Annotated in this window: 23 protein-coding genes; 13 read left to right on the top strand and 10 right to left on the bottom strand. The window is 52.5% G+C overall.

The genetic code is table 11. The features are described from left to right. A partial coding sequence (gene mce / locus AC2FNV_RS21390; protein ID WP_496774446.1) for a methylmalonyl-CoA epimerase occupies window positions 1-299 on the top strand: 299 nt, incomplete at its 5' end. A 9-nt stretch (window positions 300-308) separates the two neighbouring features. After that, a complete protein-coding gene (locus AC2FNV_RS21385; protein ID WP_170478505.1) occupies window positions 309-584 on the top strand; it encodes a DUF1467 family protein in 276 nt (91 codons plus the stop codon). A 3-nt stretch (window positions 585-587) separates the two neighbouring features. Here the strand turns inward: AC2FNV_RS21385 and AC2FNV_RS21380 are convergent, their stop codons facing one another. The 3 genes from AC2FNV_RS21380 to AC2FNV_RS21370 all read right to left on the bottom strand — a co-directional run bounded on the left by AC2FNV_RS21380 (window position 588) and on the right by AC2FNV_RS21370 (window position 2,258). Next, a complete protein-coding gene (locus tag AC2FNV_RS21380) occupies window positions 588-1,286 on the bottom strand; it encodes an EI24 domain-containing protein (RefSeq protein WP_170607224.1) in 699 nt (232 codons plus the stop codon). After that, window positions 1,283-1,861: a nitroreductase family protein gene (locus AC2FNV_RS21375; protein WP_170607222.1), complete on the bottom strand. Its 579-nt coding sequence runs from the start codon at window positions 1,859-1,861 to the stop codon at window positions 1,283-1,285. The genes AC2FNV_RS21380 and AC2FNV_RS21375 overlap by 4 nt, the downstream gene beginning before the upstream one ends. A 148-nt stretch (window positions 1,862-2,009) precedes the next feature. Next, window positions 2,010-2,258 (bottom strand): DUF8831 family protein, encoded by a 249-nt coding sequence (locus tag AC2FNV_RS21370; protein WP_170607220.1) that lies wholly within the window; start codon window positions 2,256-2,258, stop codon window positions 2,010-2,012. Between the two features lie 122 nt (window positions 2,259-2,380). On the opposite strand from AC2FNV_RS21370, the gene AC2FNV_RS21365 reads away from it, so the two are divergent. The 5 genes from AC2FNV_RS21365 to AC2FNV_RS21345 all read left to right on the top strand — a co-directional run bounded on the left by AC2FNV_RS21365 (window position 2,381) and on the right by AC2FNV_RS21345 (window position 4,312). Beyond that, on the top strand, window positions 2,381-3,085 hold the full coding sequence (locus AC2FNV_RS21365; RefSeq protein WP_170607218.1) for a M48 family metallopeptidase: 705 nt from the start codon (window positions 2,381-2,383) through the stop codon (window positions 3,083-3,085). Continuing rightward, complete coding sequence (locus AC2FNV_RS21360) at window positions 3,082-3,441, top strand: YigZ family protein (protein WP_170478519.1); 360 nt, start codon at window positions 3,082-3,084, stop codon at window positions 3,439-3,441. The genes AC2FNV_RS21365 and AC2FNV_RS21360 overlap by 4 nt, the downstream gene beginning before the upstream one ends. Before the next feature lie 78 nt (window positions 3,442-3,519). Beyond that, window positions 3,520-3,771, top strand: coding sequence for a DUF6455 family protein (locus AC2FNV_RS21355; RefSeq protein ID WP_170607216.1), 252 nt, complete (start codon window positions 3,520-3,522; stop codon window positions 3,769-3,771). After that, window positions 3,771-4,055, top strand: coding sequence for a DUF6455 family protein (locus AC2FNV_RS21350; protein WP_367648306.1), 285 nt, complete (start codon window positions 3,771-3,773; stop codon window positions 4,053-4,055). The genes AC2FNV_RS21355 and AC2FNV_RS21350 overlap by 1 nt, the downstream gene beginning before the upstream one ends. Continuing rightward, a complete protein-coding gene (locus tag AC2FNV_RS21345; protein ID WP_170607214.1) occupies window positions 4,055-4,312 on the top strand; it encodes a DUF6455 family protein in 258 nt (85 codons plus the stop codon). The genes AC2FNV_RS21350 and AC2FNV_RS21345 overlap by 1 nt, the downstream gene beginning before the upstream one ends. A 6-nt stretch (window positions 4,313-4,318) precedes the next feature. On the opposite strand, the gene AC2FNV_RS21340 is transcribed toward AC2FNV_RS21345, so the two are convergent. After that, on the bottom strand, window positions 4,319-4,561 hold the full coding sequence (locus AC2FNV_RS21340) for a CDGSH iron-sulfur domain-containing protein (protein ID WP_170607212.1): 243 nt from the start codon (window positions 4,559-4,561) through the stop codon (window positions 4,319-4,321). A 228-nt stretch (window positions 4,562-4,789) separates the two neighbouring features. Between AC2FNV_RS21340 and AC2FNV_RS21335 the strand changes: the two genes are divergently transcribed. Next, a complete protein-coding gene (locus AC2FNV_RS21335) occupies window positions 4,790-4,978 on the top strand; it encodes a hypothetical protein (RefSeq protein ID WP_170478530.1) in 189 nt (62 codons plus the stop codon). A gap of 133 nt (window positions 4,979-5,111) precedes the next feature. Beyond that, window positions 5,112-5,468: a diacylglycerol kinase gene (locus AC2FNV_RS21330; protein ID WP_170607210.1), complete on the top strand. Its 357-nt coding sequence runs from the start codon at window positions 5,112-5,114 to the stop codon at window positions 5,466-5,468. A gap of 9 nt (window positions 5,469-5,477) precedes the next feature. On the opposite strand, the gene rimO is transcribed toward AC2FNV_RS21330, so the two are convergent. Further along, the gene (gene rimO / locus AC2FNV_RS21325) at window positions 5,478-6,875 is read right to left on the bottom strand and encodes a 30S ribosomal protein S12 methylthiotransferase RimO (RefSeq protein WP_170607207.1); all 1,398 of its coding nucleotides are present in this window, start codon (window positions 6,873-6,875) and stop codon (window positions 5,478-5,480) included. Between the two features lie 99 nt (window positions 6,876-6,974). Between rimO and AC2FNV_RS21320 the strand changes: the two genes are divergently transcribed. Continuing rightward, complete coding sequence (locus AC2FNV_RS21320; protein WP_170607205.1) at window positions 6,975-8,933, top strand: AsmA family protein; 1,959 nt, start codon at window positions 6,975-6,977, stop codon at window positions 8,931-8,933. 39 nt (window positions 8,934-8,972) lie between these two features. On the opposite strand, the gene AC2FNV_RS21315 is transcribed toward AC2FNV_RS21320, so the two are convergent. The 4 genes from AC2FNV_RS21315 to AC2FNV_RS21300 are packed head-to-tail and all read right to left on the bottom strand — an operon-like array spanning window position 8,973 to window position 13,529. Next, window positions 8,973-10,469, bottom strand: a complete 1,497-nt coding sequence (locus tag AC2FNV_RS21315; protein ID WP_170607203.1) for a phosphomannomutase/phosphoglucomutase — start codon at window positions 10,467-10,469, stop codon at window positions 8,973-8,975. Between the two features lie 15 nt (window positions 10,470-10,484). Further along, complete coding sequence (kdsA, locus tag AC2FNV_RS21310; protein ID WP_170607201.1) at window positions 10,485-11,318, bottom strand: 3-deoxy-8-phosphooctulonate synthase; 834 nt, start codon at window positions 11,316-11,318, stop codon at window positions 10,485-10,487. A gap of 5 nt (window positions 11,319-11,323) precedes the next feature. After that, on the bottom strand, window positions 11,324-12,892 hold the full coding sequence (locus AC2FNV_RS21305) for a KpsE/RkpR family capsule polysaccharide export protein (protein WP_170607199.1): 1,569 nt from the start codon (window positions 12,890-12,892) through the stop codon (window positions 11,324-11,326). Next, window positions 12,870-13,529, bottom strand: coding sequence for an ABC transporter ATP-binding protein (locus AC2FNV_RS21300; protein WP_170478550.1), 660 nt, complete (start codon window positions 13,527-13,529; stop codon window positions 12,870-12,872). The genes AC2FNV_RS21305 and AC2FNV_RS21300 overlap by 23 nt, the downstream gene beginning before the upstream one ends. A gap of 217 nt (window positions 13,530-13,746) precedes the next feature. On the opposite strand from AC2FNV_RS21300, the gene AC2FNV_RS21295 reads away from it, so the two are divergent. Both AC2FNV_RS21295 and AC2FNV_RS21290 read left to right on the top strand, forming a co-directional pair. Further along, window positions 13,747-14,334 (top strand): uracil-DNA glycosylase family protein, encoded by a 588-nt coding sequence (locus tag AC2FNV_RS21295; protein ID WP_170607197.1) that lies wholly within the window; start codon window positions 13,747-13,749, stop codon window positions 14,332-14,334. Beyond that, complete coding sequence (locus tag AC2FNV_RS21290; RefSeq protein ID WP_170607195.1) at window positions 14,327-15,115, top strand: SseB family protein; 789 nt, start codon at window positions 14,327-14,329, stop codon at window positions 15,113-15,115. Before AC2FNV_RS21295 ends, AC2FNV_RS21290 begins: the two co-directional genes overlap by 8 nt. A gap of 13 nt (window positions 15,116-15,128) precedes the next feature. On the opposite strand, the gene yghU is transcribed toward AC2FNV_RS21290, so the two are convergent. Continuing rightward, complete coding sequence (gene yghU, locus AC2FNV_RS21285; protein ID WP_170607193.1) at window positions 15,129-16,004, bottom strand: glutathione-dependent disulfide-bond oxidoreductase; 876 nt, start codon at window positions 16,002-16,004, stop codon at window positions 15,129-15,131. A 244-nt stretch (window positions 16,005-16,248) separates the two neighbouring features. Here yghU and AC2FNV_RS21280 point away from each other — a divergent pair, with 244 nt between their 5' ends. After that, window positions 16,249-16,767, top strand: coding sequence for a YHS domain-containing (seleno)protein (locus tag AC2FNV_RS21280; protein WP_170607191.1), 519 nt, complete (start codon window positions 16,249-16,251; stop codon window positions 16,765-16,767). Window positions 16,768-17,008 lie beyond the last annotated feature (241 nt).

Genomic DNA, 17,008 nt, shown 5'->3' with positions numbered 1-17,008 from the left:
AACCTGATCACGGTGTTACCGTTGTCTTTATCGAGCTACCTAATACAAAGATCGAACTTCTGTATCCATTGGGTGAAAACAGCCCGATAAACGGATTCCTTGAAAAGAACCCTTCAGGTGGTATCCACCATGTCTGCTATGAAGTTGAAGATATCATTGCGGCCCGCGATCACTTGAAGGAAACAGGCGCCCGCGTTTTGGGTTCAGACGAGCCGAAAATTGGTGCGCATGGTAAACCTGTACTCTTCCTGCATCCCAAGGACTTTAATGGTTGCTTGGTCGAGTTGGAGCAAGTCTGAGGTGGGCCGATGACAATAACCGCTGCACTGGTTCTTTTTGCTGTTATTTGGTTTCTGACCCTTTTAGTGGTCTTGCCGGTGCGGATCAAAACACAGGGTGATCTGGGCGATATTGTACCTGGCACGCACGCCGGAGCACCCGAAGTTCACCATCTAAAAAAGAAAATCTGGATCACAACTGGAATATCATTGGTGTTATGGGCGATTATCACCGGAGTTATTCTGTCCGGTTTAATCTCTGTTCGCGATTTCGACTGGCTCAACCAACTTGAGCCACGTGATTAAGCCCTAGACGTGAGTGTCCGACAACTTGTGATAGATATGTGTGAAAGTCGCTGCGCCGATGACAGGGATCACGAGGTTCAGCAACGGCACGGATAATGGGATCGCCATTAACGTTCCCGCTAGCCATATAGTCGTAGAATGTTTGGCGCGCAGTTTCTGCGCTCCTTCGCGTCCAAGCCGTCTCATTGCGGCCAGGGTGAAGTATTCGCGGCCCAGAAGAAATCCATTCATAGCCCAAAAGATGAAAGGCGCAAACGGCGGGAACATCGCATAGAAAATTAATGCCAAAAGGTTCGCCACGATTAAAACGCCAAGAAAGATTATCGTGTCCCACAAGGCGTCACCGATGGGAACAGGCGATACTTGGGGAAGGTTTGGGTAATACCGATCCTCTACAGCTTGCGCTACTTCGTCTAGAAACATCGAAGTGATGGCAGACGCTACGGGTACCATAAGAAAAATGGGTAAAATCAAAACCAGTACGATGCCAGAATAGTTCAGTACATCGTTTAGCCATGGCACGGCTCCAATGAAGGGCAAGGAAATTTCGCTTCCTGACCAGATATTGATCAACCAGATTGCACCGGCACAAGCAATAATCAACAATAACAGGGTCAAGCCGACGCCCCGCATAAGGACGCCCCGGAATCTAGGATCACCGATCTGGCCAAGCGCCGAAAAAAAAGCGTTCAGTACGATCATTCAGACACCCACTGTGTGAGTGCTGAAACATCTGGACGGGGTCGTTCGGGCGGTGACACGCTTTCAGTTGCGATGTGGATAAACCCGGCAACGCGTTCATTTTCAGCCAATCCCAATCCTTTTTTGCAAAACTCCCGGTCGTGTGCCTGCCAGCCAGATAGCCAATTTGCCCCCCATCCAGCGGCCAGAGCCGCGTTCAGCAACGCCAGACAAACGGCTCCGGCCGAGTATGTTTGTTCAATCGCGGGTATCTTTTCAGAAGGTTTTTGAACCTCGATGACAGTCACGGCCAGAAGACCCATATCGAACTGACTGCGAGCCTTGGCGATCTCTTCTGCGTTTTTACCCATAGCTGCAGCCCGGTTTTCCGTCAGATCGGCAAGCCTTTGCAAAGCGCCAATTTCTAAAACAACAAAGCGCCACGGCTCTAATTTGCCGTGATCCGGACTACGCGCGGCAGCTGTTAAAAGCGGAAGCAACTGTTCACGGTTAGGCGCAGGAGCGACCAGCGTCTTAGCCGGGCGTGACCGGCGCGACTGCAGAAAGTCCAACGCTGCAGGGTTCTTCAAGGACATATGTTAACTTTCTTCACATGGGCGGTGCTTATCTCGGCCCGTAGGGTCATATTTTCAAGGGCAGACTGGTAGGAATGGCAAATCAATTGCAACATCAAACCGGAAAACAGGAGTTCGAGTTGAACATCTTGCCCAGTTTGTGTTGTACCTAAATGTCCTGACGGTCCGTTTCGCGAATCTGATAAACACCCTCCGGCAAGTCCAGAGCTGCAGCGAGGTCACGAACCTGCTCAGGCGAAAGGGTGATCTTTTGAACCTTGTCCGTTCTTGGATCCAGTTGTTCAATCGTTACGCACTCGGCAAAGCTGTTGATGACAATGTCTTCTTGCAAAGGCTTTGTGCCTTCGTCCACCAATGTGATGACTGTCGAGTCGAATTCATGCTCAATTGAAAACATGGCCCCACAGTGCCGATACAAATAGGGCATTGCAACCCGTTGTATTTCATTTCGCCAGTGGAACAACAAAGATTGCAACGTTATAGTAGCCTGCCGGAGAGATCGACTGAAAGGATTTGCTCATGCGCCGTCTCGCCCTGACGTTGGTTCTTGCTCTGGCGGCATGTGAATCTGCTTATGTCGAAGCCATCCCTTCGTCAGAATGGACACCAAAATCCTCAGAATCGCAGGAGCTGGCCGCGTCGTTCAACCAAGTCAGCAAGTCAGTGGCTGAAGCTTCGCGAACCGAATGCCGCCGCCGGACCCGAGCCGTCAATTGTGATTTCATGATTCTCATTGATCTGGACCGACGCGCGTCGGCAAATGCGTTTCAGACGCTGGACGAAAATGGACGCCCATTGATCATTTTCACTCAGGCCATGATTGAGTCCACACAAAACGCGGATGAGATTGCATTTGTCATGGGTCATGAAGCGGCTCATCATATTCTGGGACACATTGCCCGTCAGGCTGAAAACGCTCGGGAAAGCGCAATTATCTTTGGAGATCTTGCGCGACGTCAAGGCGAAGACGCGGCAGGCATCGAACGAGCCCAACAATTGGGCGCAGAGGTGGGTGCGCAATATTATTCTCGGGCCTTCGAATTGGAAGCTGATCAACTTGGAACGATTATCACAAATGCGGCAGGATATAATCCTTTGATTGGATTGAAATTCTTCCAACGAATTCCGGACCCGGGCGATCGATTCCTGGCCTCACACCCGCCAAATGCTGAACGGGTGCAGGTCGTTCTGGATACGTCTGCCAAACTTGGGCTTACCAGATGACGACGCTGACGTGTCTGGGTGTGGTTTTAACTGATCGTGGATCGAAATATGCGGTTTCCGGCGGAAAGGTGAAGAGCCGTGAACAAATCGACGCGATGCTGGCCGAACTCAAATCCGACAAGGCGTATTCAAAAGCCACGCATAACTCTTGGGCCGCGGTATTGCCCGCAGGGTCGTTAAAAGCCGACGACGGAGAGGCCGGCGCGGGGATGGTAATCCTTCGAATGATGGAGCGCGCAGAACTCAGTGAGCATTTGATCATCGTAACTCGCTGGTACGGAGGAAAAAAATTGGGCGGCGACAGGTTTCGTCGTGTACAGGACGCAACGCGAGCCTATCTGGACAACCTGGGATGACGATTTTGACCTGTGTCAAGGGCACGAGACACTGAAAGTAATAGCCTTTCCCAAAGCGTGTTACGGAAAGGAGGTCTCATGTCGGACCGCGAACTGTTGAAACGCCACGCAGCGCTTGTTGACCAAATGGCCGACCGATTAGGGGTGGACCTACAAGAGGCGGCTATCGCTGGCGCTGTAGCGATGGATGAGATTTCTGATGCGGTATTGAGGTGCACGAAATGCGCGAACCCCGTTCATTGTGAAAGTCTTTTGGCACAGCCTGTCAATATAGACCATTCGCCGGAATACTGTCGCAATCGCGATCTACTGCGCAGGCTACGACCCTGATGTCGGCGGAAAAAATGCGAAAGCTCGGGCAGATCATGCCTCACCTGCGTTTAGTATTGCGTATGGGGCAAACTACCGGGATTGACCTTGCTGCCGCTCATCGTGAAGGAATTCTTGGTCACGATGATTGGGCTGAAATGGTGCAATCATGCCGTAAATGCGAATGGGCGAGTGGCTGTCCGGAATGGTTGAACCGAAACGATTTAGCGTCAGATGCGCCCCAAACTTGCCCTAACCGGGAAAGGTTGGCTGCACTAAAATCCAAAAAATCGAAAGCAAACTGATGGTTCCCAGTCCACTCGATGAAGCCGAGAAACACTTTTGGCTTACCCGTTCTGTTGCGCGTTGCATGGGGGTATCGTTCACCGATGCGATTGCGGAAGGCAGGTTAAAGGCTGATGGTTTTGCTGAATTGGTGGCGCGCTGCCAACACTCAGGTTGTAGCGAAAAGTGCTACTTCTGGCTGGCCAAGCAGCAGGCGCGGGCACAGGCCGCGCCTGAATTTTGCGTCAACGCAAAGGATCTGAACGCGCTGAACTAACCAAGATCAAAGCTTGGAGTGGCCGCCGTCACATAACGGCGCGTTGGCGCTGTGTTTGCAACCGCAAAAAAACACTTTCTTGCTGGCTTCTGCTGAAAATTTGACGGGTTCAATGCCTGATCCTTTGTGCGAACCGTCACAAAATGGCTGCCGTTTAGATTTGCCACATGCGCACCAGAAATAGGTTTTTCCCTCAGTTACCTCGATGGGATAGGGTGCCTTTTGGGCAATGGTCGGGGATTCTGACATATGGCTGCTCCGTTCTTCGCTGATGTCGTTTCAACACCCTAACGCAGTCTGTATCAAACGGCAGCCTGCCTTCGGTGAATCATACCAAAGTGCATAATTGCAGCGCTGTTTCGCTTTAAATCACAGATACGTTATCAACGCTGTTGCCAGACCGCTATCTTAGCCGTATCCTGATTTCGGCCCCGAAAAACTGGGCAATATCAGAAAAGTAATAGAGGACTGACGGACATGAAACTCAAATTCGCTGCTATCTGCGCCACGGCTGTAGTTCTGACCGCTTGCTCGCAGCAAGAGGAACCGACCCCGGTTTATATCACTCCTGAATATGATAAATACGGCACACCTAGCTGTCCGGCAGGTTATGGCCTGGCCACAACAGAGGCTGGTCAGACCGTATGTAACCCGGTCACACAATAATTTTAATTCAGGCGGCCCATTCTTGGGCCGCCCGTTTTCTTAGGATCGTAAAGCCGCCCAACGGGCGGTTTTTTCTTCACATTTTTAACCGAACAGGCGATTTTCCGCCAATTCAAAATGCGGGAGCCAGCACATGCGCAACTTCTTTGTGCGACTGCACCACCGAACCCGGTGGAGCTGGCAGGGCCTTGTTGCAACTTACCGGGAAGAATATTCGTTTCGGGTTTGGGTATGGGCTAACCTGGTCTCGGCGACTTTGGCCTTCTGGTTACCGATTGGCAGCAGTGCACGGACATTAATCCTTGTGCTGGGACTGATGGTTCTTGTGTCCGAATTGTTCAACACCGCGATTGAGCGGGCAGTCGATCATACTTCTACTGACCATAGTAAACTTGCCGGCCAAGCTAAGGACGCCGCCAGCGCGGCAGTGGCATTGACGGCTGTTTCAGCAGGAATCGCCTGGGCACTAGCCATAATCCAACTAATCTGATCGGTGCGGTTATGACTTTGGGGAAATCCGCCCCCACAAGTCATATTCGCCAGCCTCGTCAACTTCGACAGTTACAATATCGCCCGGTTTCAACGACCCGAAGCCCTCATCAATAAAAAGATTGCCGTCGATTTCCGGAGCGTCCGATTTGGTCCGGCATGTGGCGGCCTCTTCGTCAATGTCGTCCACGATTACCTCAATGGTTTTGCCGACTTTAGCTGCAAGCTTGGCCTCGGATATGGCTTGGGCCTTTTCCATGAAGCGTTCCCAGCGGTCTTGCTTGACCTCGGGTGCAATGTGATCGGGGAGGTCATTTGATCGGGCACCAGCAACATTTTCGTACTGGAAACATCCCACGCGATCTAACTGGGCCTCATCCATCCAATCCAGTAATGTTTGAAACTCGGCCTCTGTTTCCCCCGGGTAGCCAACAATAAAGGTCGATCGCAACGTAATATCCGGGCAATCCCCACGCCACGCGGTAATCTCATCCAATGTCTTGGCGGCTGCAGCAGGGCGCGCCATGCGTTTCAGAACATCGGGATGAGCGTGTTGAAACGGAATATCCAGATAAGGCAGCACATTGCATCCCGCGTCCGCCATTAACGGTATCAGATCCCGCACATGGGGATAAGGATAGACGTAATGCAGCCTCACCCATGCGTCCAGCTGACCCAGCTCTCGAGCCAAATCCGTGATGTGGCTTCGTACGTCGTGATCTTTCCAAGGGTTGATGTCGTATTTCCGGTCCAAACCGTAGGCCGATGTATCCTGAGATATCACCAAAAGCTCGCGCACGCCGCTGTCGACCAGCTTTTCCGCCTCACGCAATACCGCATGGGCTGGCCTACTGACCAACTTGCCGCGCATATCAGGAATAATGCAGAACTTGCACTTGTGGTTGCAGCCTTCTGAAATTTTCAAGTAACTGTAATGGCGTGGTGTAAGTTTCACCCCAGAGGCAGGAAGCAGATCGACAAAGGGGTTTGGATCAGGTGGAACCGCAGCGTGTACGGCATCCAGCACCTGTTCATATTGGTGCGGGCCAGTTACAGCCAATATGCGAGGGTGGTGTTCCCGGATGTAATCCGGCTCGGCGCCCAAGCAGCCGGTAACGATAACTTTGCCGTTTTCCGCCAACGCTTCACCAATGGCGTCTAGGGATTCTGCCTTTGCACTGTCAAGAAATCCGCATGTGTTTACTATTACGGCATCTGCACCTGCGTAATCAGGGGAAATACCGTATCCTTCTGCGCGAAGCCGGGTCAGAATTCGTTCACTGTCCACCAGTGCCTTGGGGCATCCAAGGGACACCATTCCAAGCGTAGGTTGACCGCGACGCGGAGTATCGGTGATCTGCGCAGCAGGCGCGAGGTCGGGGCGAAGGTTTGGCGGGTTTGTCGTCATGGCGCGGCGTATAGAGGGGAAAGCTTCCCCTTGCAAATATCACTTTTTGAGGGCTGACTTAAATCAGAGCAGAAAAGCCGAACAAGGCAGGTGGCAGCTATGAAGTGGTTGGTAAGACTCCTTTTCATTTTTGCAGCAGTTTTCGGATTGATCATCGGTGCCCTGCTGTTGATGCCTGCGGATAAACTTGGAGCTATTCTCGCAGAACAGGTAAAAGCCAGTACCGGGCGTGAACTGACACTTTCAGGCGATGTCCATCTGTCCTTCTGGCCTGTACTTGGGATGGAAACCGGTCCCGTTACCTTTAGCAACGCCCCCTGGGCCGGCTCCGAGCCGATGTTAAGTGCCAAAAGCTTGTCTGTCGGTGTAGATGCTTTGGCACTTTTTTCTGGTGAAATGCGCGTTAAGCGAGTGATCGCTGAAAGCCCGGTTATACGGCTCGAAATATCTGACGGTCGAGGAAATTGGGTTTTGGGGAATGTCGCTTCGGCTAAACAAGGCTCTGACAGCACAGGGTCGTCACAACAATCTGAAACAGCGCAAATCACGCTGGAACGTCTAGAGTTTTCAGACGCCAGGCTGATCTACCTTGAGAATGGCAAGGTGAGTATGGATTTTGTCGATGTTGATCTGTATGCCAGCTGGCCACAGGTATCGGCACCTATGGATTTGCAGGCCCAGATGCCGGTTCCTGGCGGCGCTGTTCAGGTCGATATGAAGATTCCAGACTTGCCAGCATTTTCATCTGGTGTTGTCACGCCGTTGCAGGTGGGCCTGCTTGCCCCTGGTGGAGATATTGGTTTCGAAGGGCGCGTGAATCTTGCGGGTGAAATGGACGGAAACGTAGACATTATTGCGAACGACACCCACAAGATGCTTGCTGCGTTTGGTCAGGGTGGAGTTGTCGTGCCTAGGGGCCTTGGCAGGATTGCGAAAATCGACGGGCAGATGACTTACACCCGAGATGGCCGAATTTCCCTGCGGGGCATGACGGCACAATTAGACGATAACCGCTTGAACGGTGAAGCAGACATTGTGATTTCCAACCCACCGCAAGTGACAGCGCGCCTGAATACGCGCAATCTGGACCTGTCGAAGGTCAGCGACACCAATACCATTGGCAGTACATCCGGTTCAGCATCCAAAAGCGAATCAAGTGATAAGTGGTCTACTGACCCCATCGATGCCTCTGCACTATCTCTGGCGAATGCCTCGATCCGGTTACAGGCGGAATCTATAGCTGTCCCCGGCATAACGTTTGGCCAAAGCGATCTTACGCTTGATCTTGAACGCTCCCGCGCCGTCCTGAAAATGCATCCCGCATCACTGTTCTCAGGTCAGCTAAACGGACAAGTCGTTGCTAACAACCGCAATGGCCTGTCGGTTGGCGGCGATTTGAATGCCAAGAATATCGACCTCAAAGAAGCGTTGGAAACGCTTGGTGACATCAAGCGCCTGTCTGGCAAGGCATCTGGCTCGCTACAGTTTCTTGGCGTCGGTCAAACCGAAGAACAAATAATGCGATCCTTGAGTGGCAAAGGCGATATCGACGTCGGCAAAGGAGTCATATCCGGCGTGGACCTGGACCGATTGATGGGGCGAGGGAGTGGATCAGGGGGGACCACAGTTTTCAACAGCTTAACTGCAAGTTTTTCAATGAAAGATGGGGACCTTAAAAACGACGACCTTTTAATGAAGCTGGACAACTTCAGGGCAGACGGAAAAGGGCGTGTCGGGCTCGGCGCCCGTGATATCGACTATGTGTTCACTCCTGTCGCCCTGCGTGCGAATTCAGGCGACGGTATTTCGGTGCCAGTGCGCATCGTCGGACCATGGAGCAACCCGTCGATCAAGCCTGACCTGACAAAAGTTATCGAAGCCGCGGCTGAGGGTAAGGTCAAAGAACTCGAAGATGATGCTAAGCAAAAAGTACTAAAAAAAGTGGGCAACGAACTCGACGCTACAATCACCAAAACTGATCAGGTTGAGGACGCCCTCAAGAAAAAGCTAGAAGATGAGGCCAAGAAGGGGCTTTTGAAGTTGCTGGGCGGCGACTAATGACCAATTGGGGCGCAAATTGCGCCCCGCTTGCCAGCTTCAAATGCTTTGATCATAGTCGCCGACGCCCGGCTCTGTCCGTATCACAGCGTCGATCTCAGCAAAGATTTCGCGCATTTCCTGTTCACTTTCGCTGCTTTCGCAAACAACAACCAGGTTCGGAGTGTTGGACGAAGCACGTACCAGACCCCAACTGCCGTTGTCCAATATGACTCGAGCCCCATTTACGGTCACGACTTCTTTGATCCCGCGCCCTGCGAAACTCTCTCCGGCGTTGGCTTTTTCCACGAGTTTATCGACCAGTCTTTTCAGAATATCGTATTTCTCGGTGTCGGCAGCGAAAGGAGACATTGTCGGGGTCGACCAAGTTTTCGGCAGCGCCTTTCGCAGATCAGACATACTTTGGTGCGGGTTACGATCCATAAGCTTACATATCTCAACGGCCACACGCATGCCGCAGTCGTAACCGCGCCCTATGGGCTCGGCCAGAAAATAGTGTCCCGATTTCTCAAATCCTGCCAGCGCACCAATTTCCTTCACCCGCCGCTTCATGTGGCTGTGGCCGGTTTTCCAATAGTCGGCTTTGACTCCGTTCGCTTTCAATTCAGGATCGCTCGCAAACAATCCGGTTGATTTAACATCGGCCACAAAGGTTGAGTTGGGGTGCAGCTTGGCCAGATCCCGTGCCATGATGACACCTACCTTGTCGGCAAATATCTCTTCGCCCTCGTCATCTACAACGCCACAACGGTCGCCGTCTCCGTCAAATCCTAGCGCAAGATCGGCGCCGCTTGATTTGACCGTTTCAGCCATGTCGTGAAGCATCTCCATGGCCTCGGGGTTTGGATTGTAGTGTGGGAACGTGTAGTCCAGCCGGTTGTGGCTGGGAACGACTTCGACACCCATCCGCTCAAAAATCTCAGGCGCAAAAGCCGAGGCTGTGCCGTTGCCTGTAGCGCAGACAACCTTGAGCGGTCTGGACATTTTGAAATCTCCGACCAAGTCGTCGATATAAGCCTCTTTTACCCCATCGACAAATTCGTAAGATCCCCCTTCGCGGGCAACGCCTTCTCCGTTCAGGACGATGTCCCGCAGTTCCGACATCTCGTCCGGTCCGTGTGTCAATGGTCGGTCGAACCCCATCTTTACACCTGTCCAGCCGTTTGGATTATGGCTGGCTGTCACCATGGCGACCGCAGGCACGTCCAGATGGAATTGCGCAAAATAGGCCATGGGGCTGAGGGCGGGCCCGATATCCTTAACCTGGATTCCAGCCTTCATGAGCCCGAGAATAAGCGCGTTTTTTACAGAAAGAGAATAATCGCGATAATCGTTTGCCACCGCAATGACGGGGGCTATGCCGCGTCTGTGCATCTGGGTACCCAACCCTAAACCAAGGGCAGTCATGCCGGGCAAGTTTATTTCGTCAGGGTATTTCCAACGCGCGTCGTATTCACGAAAACCGGTTGGTTTGATCATCGGGTCGCGCAGAAAGTTCCAGGTGTTTGGGCTCACCTCGGGTATTGGTTTGGGCATAACAATTCTCAATCTTTAAATTTTTACAGGGTTAGCTTTGGCAAGCGCATCAAAACGCATCAATATGTCAATTAATTGGCCCATCTGATCTAGTGGGATCATGTTCGGCCCGTCAGAAGGAGCATTGTCGGGATCTTGATGCGTTTCGATAAATACTGCTCCAACTCCTAACGATACTGCCGCGCGGGCCATCACCGGCGCAAACTCGCGCTGGCCGCCGGAGGAACCTCCTTGACCTCCGGGTTGCTGTACGGAATGCGTTGCATCCATCACAACTGGGTATCCGGTCTGGGCCATCTGCGGCAGCGACCGCATATCGGCAACGAGGGTGTTGTAGCCAAAAGACGTCCCACGTTCGGTCAACAAGATGTTCTGATTGCCCGTGCTCTCGATTTTCGAGATAATGTTCGGCATCTCCCAAGGTGCAAGAAACTGCCCTTTTTTGACGTTGATGACGGCCCCAGTATTGCCTGCCGCCAATAGCATATCCGTCTGTCGGCACAGGAAAGCGGGGATTTGCAGCACATCAACGGTCTCAGCCGCGATGGCGCATTGGGCCTCGGTATGCACATCGGTCAAAACCGGAACGCCGATGGTCTTGCGGATGTCGTCCAGAACCTTCAGCCCTGCATCGATTCCCATGCCGCGTTTACCGGACAGAGAGGTGCGGTTAGCCTTATCAAAGGAGGCTTTGAATACATACTGCGCGCCCGCAGCGTCACAGGCTTCTTTCATGGTGCCCGCAATCATCTGGGCGTGGTCCGCTGTCTCAAGCTGGCAGGGACCAGCGATAATGGTCAGTGGAAGGTCGTTACCGACGGTAAGATCGGCGATTTTTACATGTTTCATTTGTTTTACGAAGATACCTGTTCTCGAAGGACCGACGCAGTAAGCGAGATCATGAGGTAGATACCAGCAAACAACAAGAATGCCAAAATCGTATTTTCGAACTTCCGCGGATAACCGGCCTCTTGGCTGGCCACCGGGTTCACTGACACGGTCAGGTAACGGACCTTTCGGTTTGCCTCGGTGCGTGTTGTTTCCACTTGTTGCAAGGCAGATTGCAACATCATGTCACGCGCGGCCAGATCAGCCTGAGCCATTTGAATCCGTACGTTTAGTCGCGCAAGCGAGTTTTCCCCAGCCGATACATCCAGCATTTCTGCATTAAGCTCGTTGAGAACCGCCTGTAGGCGTTCAATATCGGCCTGAACACCCTCTACTTTGGCCTGATTGGGCCGCAAGTTGTCCAGTAACGCCGCAAGTTGCAGTTCTTTGTCTTGAAGTTGGATCTCGAATTGATCGATGCGTGCTCGCAAGCTGGCGATCACGCTTTGTGGGTCCAATACTGCCCCTTGAAGCTGCAACTCAATGAGATCTTCTTGCGCTCTCCTGCGGGCATCTTGCGCGTCTTCAAAGCTTTTCATAGCCTCGCGCATCTGGTCTTCGCGTTTGAGCACGGACAACGCATTAATCGTCTCTTCGGCATACTGGATAAGTCGTCGTGACACTTCGACCGAATATTCAGGATCTGGCGTTGCGACTTCCATTCGGACAATTCCATCCGAGGGATCATATCCAATAGTCACCATTTTTTTATAGAGCTTGTGGGTTTCCTCGAGGGAAGCATCAGGTGACAGGCGTTGAATCGGGTCGATCCATTCCTGTTTGAACACCTCATCAAATCCGGTGTCGCGGTTCAACCGCTCCAATGCATCTTTGGATTCCAGAAACTCCTGGCTCGCAACCGAATCCTGTGCAGTGGCGTATTGAGTTCCGGACAGGAAACCGCCAATTGCCCCGGCTGCGCCGTCCGCTTGCAAGATCGAAAATGCTGACGAGCTGGCATACATCGGAGTGGCAACGCGATAAAAGTAGTAGCCCACCAAAAGCGTAGGAAGCATCACAAAGACAGCCAGCCGAGCGAACATAGTAAGCAGCTTGCGCCGCCGGCGTCGCGCAATGTCTTTTTGAATTTGACCGATTTCGTACTCCCGCCTCTCTGAGGGCGAAAGTTCTGGTCCGGGCAGGTTGTCTTTGGGGTCCTCGGTGATTTGCGGAAGTAAGACCTTAACCTTACCGGAATCCGGTGTGGGTTGATCGTTGGCGGCCAGTTCCAGAAGATTAGCCCTTTGAAAAGGATCCAGCCCTATCTGCCTGAGCAAGCGTACCGCGTCATAGTCAGAGTTGGCAGACAGACCGTTCTTTTTCGCTAGTCGCCTTGCGACGCGTAATTGCCGGCCAGTCAAACCTTCGCGCTTAATTTCGTCAATATTGGTGGACGATCCGGTATCTTCTTTTATTCCGTTACCTTGAGTCGCGCGCCGAATCCGGTCAATCGCGTCCGAGCGCGCCTCGGCGGTGCCTTCGCCGCCGGGCGATCGATTGGGGTTATACTTTTTAGCCTTGGGTTTGGTAGTCATAAAGCTGCTTTGCCTCTTCCAAGGTTTCAAACATGTACAATTGCCCGTCTACAAGAACCGCTGCTTGCCGGGCAAATTTTTCCAAAGTCTTTGGGTTGTGGGAAACGATCACCAAAGTCGTGGTGCGTAACCTCTCGCGAAGAATGTCCCCGGCTTTTTTATTGAATTCGACATCGGTGGTCGATGGCATCCCTTCATCAATAAGGTACATGTCGAAATCCAGCGCCAACATCAGGGCGAAAGTGAACCGAGCTTTCATACCTGACGAATAAGTACCAAGCGGTTGGTCGAAATACTCGCCGAGGTTACATAGCCATCTGCAATAGGCTTCGACGTAATCGGGATCCATACCATAGATATTTGCGATATAGCGCGCGTTTTCCAATGCCGACAAACGCTTAGCCACGCCTCCTGTGAAACCCATTGGAAAGGACACTCGACAGTCGCGCCGGATCACGCCTTCATCGGGTTTCTCAAGGCCGGCCATCATGTTGATCAACGTGGTTTTTCCGGTTCCATTTGGTGCCAGCACCCCAAGTGAAGACCCCAGATCCACGCGAAATGAAACCCTGTCCAGAATTACCTTGCGGCGGGTTCCGGTCCAGAATGACTTGCTGACATTTTCAAATTCCAGCATGCGCAGCCTGTATTCGCTCGTTCTTTGTCGGCTAGAAAGCGCGTCTTCTACCGATCTAGTTTGGATACATTATGCCGAAGTATGAAACAAATGATCAATGAGCATACACAGATCTTGCCTAATATGTGACCTATTGGCGAGTGTTACCCTATTGTTGGCCGACCCTCATTCAGAACATATTTAACCTAAATAACAGCAAATACGTTCTGGGAAATGGATGCGGACCCTGATCAAAGACATTGAAAACTGTAGGTTGTGCGCTGATCGATTTGCGAAAACGGCGACGGCCCACGAACCTCGCCCAGTGGTTTGGTTCACTCCCGGAACACCTATCTTGGTCGCGGGTCAGGCTCCCGGCGCACGCGTGCACGAGTCGGGCAGGCCGTTTACTGACCCTTCTGGTGATCGTCTGCGCGAGTGGCTGGGGTTGGATGAAAAGGCGTTTTACGACCGTTCTCTGGTATCAATCGTTCCAATGGCATTTTGCTTTCCCGGATATAATTCGCGCAATGCAGATTTACCGCCTCCTCCGATTTGCCGACGAACATGGCATGACAAAGTAATGTCCGCGATAGGGGATGTCCGTCTGACGGTTCTTGTTGGAGGCTATGCGCACAAGTATCACCTTGGCACCCAAACACCTGTAACGGATCTTGTGCGCAGGTGGCGAGACTATGCGCCGCGCGTCTTCGCCTTGCCACACCCGTCTTGGCGAAATACGGCATGGCTGAAGAAAAACCCGTGGTTCGAGGCGGATTTGTTGCCGGTTTTGCGTCAGCGGGTGCAAGAGGTTCTGAATGACTGAAGAAACAATACTGGATCAAGCCCATGCGGAAATGGAATCCGCTGAAACGAATGACGAGGCAAGATTGCGATTTTTTGAGCGGCTTGCCGACAGCGAGCTGTTTCTGTTGCTGACCGAAGAGGCCCGTGATGAAAACATATCCCCCGAATTATTTGACGTTGCGGATGGTCGCTTTGTGTTGGCATTTGATCGCGAAGACCGTCTGGCGCGCTTTGCGGGCCGGCCTGTTCCATATGTTGCTTTGTCCGGGCGAGCGCTGTCGACGATGCTTTCCGATCAAGGTATTGGTCTTGGCCTGAATCTGGATGTCGCGCGTTCATCAACGTTAATACCGCCCGAAGCATTGGCGTGGTTGACCGACACGCTGAAACATGGGCCGGAAGAAGTTCTTCAAAGGTTCAAGGAATTTCTGCCTCCAAAAGGTTTACCCGACAGGCTATTGCAGGCATTAGATATTAAATTGGCGTCGGCGACTGGTCTGGCCGTCTCAGCCTATTTGGCAGGCACAAAAACTGCTGCAGGTGGTCAAGGTCACCTGTTGGGTTTTGTGGCAGCTATTGAAGGCGCGGAACCTGCGCTGGCGCGGGCGGTGTCCGAGGCTTTGACGTTTTCCGGAGTTGAAGCCGGAGCACTTGACGTCGGTTTCTTCGATGCGGAGTCCCCAGCAGCGATTGCTTTGGCCAAGGTAGGACTGCGATTCGATCTGCCGCAACCTAAGGTCACTGAAATGGAAAGGGCCGCTCCGGGAAGAGATCCCGAGCGGCCCCCCATCTTAAAGTGACTGGAGCCAACTATCAGCCGGTGGGCTCTAGCTTGTCCTGTGTCCTGGTTTCAAAGTCGCCGGCATCATGACGTTCGTGCAGTTGTGTGTGCGGTGCGCCAAAAGTTCTGTTGACCATACGGCCCCGCTGAACTGCGGGCCGTGCATCTATGGCCTTGGCCCAGCGCATCACATTTTCATAGGATTCGACGTCCAGAAACTCTGCAGCGTCATACAGACGGCCTAGGACTAGCTGTCCGTACCACGGCCAGATGGCCATATCGGCGATGGTGTATTCCTCGCCAGCAACGTAGGTTTTGTCAGCTAGTTGACGGTCCAAAACGTCAAGTTGCCGTTTGGTTTCCATCGCAAATCGGTCAATTGGATATTGCCACTTCTCTGGCGCATAGGCGTAGAAATGCCCGAAGCCGCCACCTAGGTAAGGGGCGCTGCCCATCTGCCAAAAGACCCAATTCATCACTTCGGTCCGTTCCGGACCAGACTCGGGTAGGAAGACACCGAATTTTTCAGCCAGATGAAAAAGAATCGATGCGCTTTCGAAAACGCGGACAGGTTTTTCCCCAGAACGATCCCAAAGGGCTGGGATCTTGGAATTTGGGTTTGCTTCCACAAACCCTGACCCAAATTGATCACCGTCACCAATTTTTATTAGCCAGGCGTTGTATTCGGCTCCGGAATGCCCCAAGGCCAGCAGTTCCTCCAGCATGATAGTTACTTTAACCCCGTTGGGGGTCGCCAGCGAGTAAAGCTGCATCGGGTGTTTCCCGGTTGGCAGGTCCTTGTCATGAGTTGCCCCGGATATGGGGCGGTTGATCTTGGCAAATTGACCGCCGCTTTCACTGTCCCATGTCCAGACCTTTGGAGGGGTATAGTTGGATTCTTCGCTCATGTTGTGCGTTCCTTATCCTTGCCTTGTCGCTGGGTCGCTGTCGTGACAGCTAATATTGCAAGTGGCAAAGTCCAACCCCTGATCTTTCGTTGATTTTGTAACAAAGCATGCCCTCAGCCTCACGTTTTCTCGTGGGATGTCACAGGGGCGCGAGCGGTGCTTCGCGATTGCATGAAATCACTTATTGTTCGGATAGACCCGCAAATCGGGCGCCCTGAAACCGAATGGATATGAGGATTGTCACATGAAACATTTTGCGATTGCCGTAGCTGCAGCTCTGGCCTTTGCTGCGCCTGCATTTGCCGGAGATCAATACGTCGACGGTACTGGGTTCGCCATCTCGGGCTACGATGTCGTCTCTTACCGAAGCCTCGACCAGGTCCCGATTGGCCAGGCTCAGCCCGAGCCTGTTCGCGGTCGCACCGACATTACGGCCGAATACAACGGTGCGACTTGGGCATTCACTAGCGAGGAAAACCGAGAAAAATTTCTTGCGAATCCAGCCTATTATGCCCCGGCCTACGATGGTCACTGCGCATACGGTGTGTCGCGCGGCGGTAAAGTTCCAGCCAACCCAAATCTTTGGCGTATTGTCGATGATAAACTGTACCTCAACATCACCGATGTAGTCGTAGGATTTTGGGAAGAAGATGTCCCGGGCAATATCAATTTGGCAGAAGGAAACTGGCCCGACATCGAAGCCGATGCAGCCTCGACCAGCGTTATTCCCAAGTTCACCTCAGAGGGTCCAATCTCAAACTGATCGCATCAAAATATGCGAAAACGTCCGGGCTTTTCAGTCCGGGCGTCGGCCTTTCGATAACCGTGCTATTAAGAGGCATGGCAAAAAGTTTCACGCGAGCTCTGATCTGCTTCGAAGCGAATTTTGACACTTTTGGCGCCAGGGAACTTCCGCTCGCGAATAGCGTCGGGAACGACAACTTCTCCGGCCCCTGTGCTTTTTGACTGGAATGTCAAAATTTCAGGTTCGCCCTTACGACAAC

This window comes from Ruegeria sp. BHSA163 (genome assembly GCF_059613365.1).
This window is presented reverse-complemented; position numbering and strand designations above follow the sequence as displayed.

Coding starts and splice junctions, on each gene's coding strand:
- AC2FNV_RS21305 (WP_170607199.1), bottom strand. CDS start 12,892: ATGACTACCAAACCCAAGGCTAAAAAGTATAACCCCAATCGATCGCCC.
- AC2FNV_RS21295 (WP_170607197.1), top strand. CDS start 13,747: ATGCGGACCCTGATCAAAGACATTGAAAACTGTAGGTTGTGCGCTGAT.
- AC2FNV_RS21315 (WP_170607203.1), bottom strand. CDS start 10,469: ATGCCCAAACCAATACCCGAGGTGAGCCCAAACACCTGGAACTTTCTG.
- AC2FNV_RS21365 (WP_170607218.1), top strand. CDS start 2,381: ATGCGCCGTCTCGCCCTGACGTTGGTTCTTGCTCTGGCGGCATGTGAA.
- AC2FNV_RS21335 (WP_170478530.1), top strand. CDS start 4,790: ATGAAACTCAAATTCGCTGCTATCTGCGCCACGGCTGTAGTTCTGACC.
- AC2FNV_RS21360 (WP_170478519.1), top strand. CDS start 3,082: ATGACGACGCTGACGTGTCTGGGTGTGGTTTTAACTGATCGTGGATCG.
- AC2FNV_RS21345 (WP_170607214.1), top strand. CDS start 4,055: ATGGTTCCCAGTCCACTCGATGAAGCCGAGAAACACTTTTGGCTTACC.
- AC2FNV_RS21340 (WP_170607212.1), bottom strand. CDS start 4,561: ATGTCAGAATCCCCGACCATTGCCCAAAAGGCACCCTATCCCATCGAG.
- AC2FNV_RS21290 (WP_170607195.1), top strand. CDS start 14,327: ATGACTGAAGAAACAATACTGGATCAAGCCCATGCGGAAATGGAATCC.
- AC2FNV_RS21330 (WP_170607210.1), top strand. CDS start 5,112: ATGCGCAACTTCTTTGTGCGACTGCACCACCGAACCCGGTGGAGCTGG.
- AC2FNV_RS21320 (WP_170607205.1), top strand. CDS start 6,975: ATGAAGTGGTTGGTAAGACTCCTTTTCATTTTTGCAGCAGTTTTCGGA.
- yghU (WP_170607193.1), bottom strand. CDS start 16,004: ATGAGCGAAGAATCCAACTATACCCCTCCAAAGGTCTGGACATGGGAC.
- rimO (WP_170607207.1), bottom strand. CDS start 6,875: ATGACGACAAACCCGCCAAACCTTCGCCCCGACCTCGCGCCTGCTGCG.
- kdsA (WP_170607201.1), bottom strand. CDS start 11,318: ATGAAACATGTAAAAATCGCCGATCTTACCGTCGGTAACGACCTTCCA.
- AC2FNV_RS21300 (WP_170478550.1), bottom strand. CDS start 13,529: ATGCTGGAATTTGAAAATGTCAGCAAGTCATTCTGGACCGGAACCCGC.
- AC2FNV_RS21385 (WP_170478505.1), top strand. CDS start 309: ATGACAATAACCGCTGCACTGGTTCTTTTTGCTGTTATTTGGTTTCTG.
- AC2FNV_RS21375 (WP_170607222.1), bottom strand. CDS start 1,861: ATGTCCTTGAAGAACCCTGCAGCGTTGGACTTTCTGCAGTCGCGCCGG.
- AC2FNV_RS21280 (WP_170607191.1), top strand. CDS start 16,249: ATGAAACATTTTGCGATTGCCGTAGCTGCAGCTCTGGCCTTTGCTGCG.
- AC2FNV_RS21355 (WP_170607216.1), top strand. CDS start 3,520: ATGTCGGACCGCGAACTGTTGAAACGCCACGCAGCGCTTGTTGACCAA.
- AC2FNV_RS21380 (WP_170607224.1), bottom strand. CDS start 1,286: ATGATCGTACTGAACGCTTTTTTTTCGGCGCTTGGCCAGATCGGTGAT.
- AC2FNV_RS21370 (WP_170607220.1), bottom strand. CDS start 2,258: ATGTTTTCAATTGAGCATGAATTCGACTCGACAGTCATCACATTGGTG.
- AC2FNV_RS21350 (WP_367648306.1), top strand. CDS start 3,771: ATGTCGGCGGAAAAAATGCGAAAGCTCGGGCAGATCATGCCTCACCTG.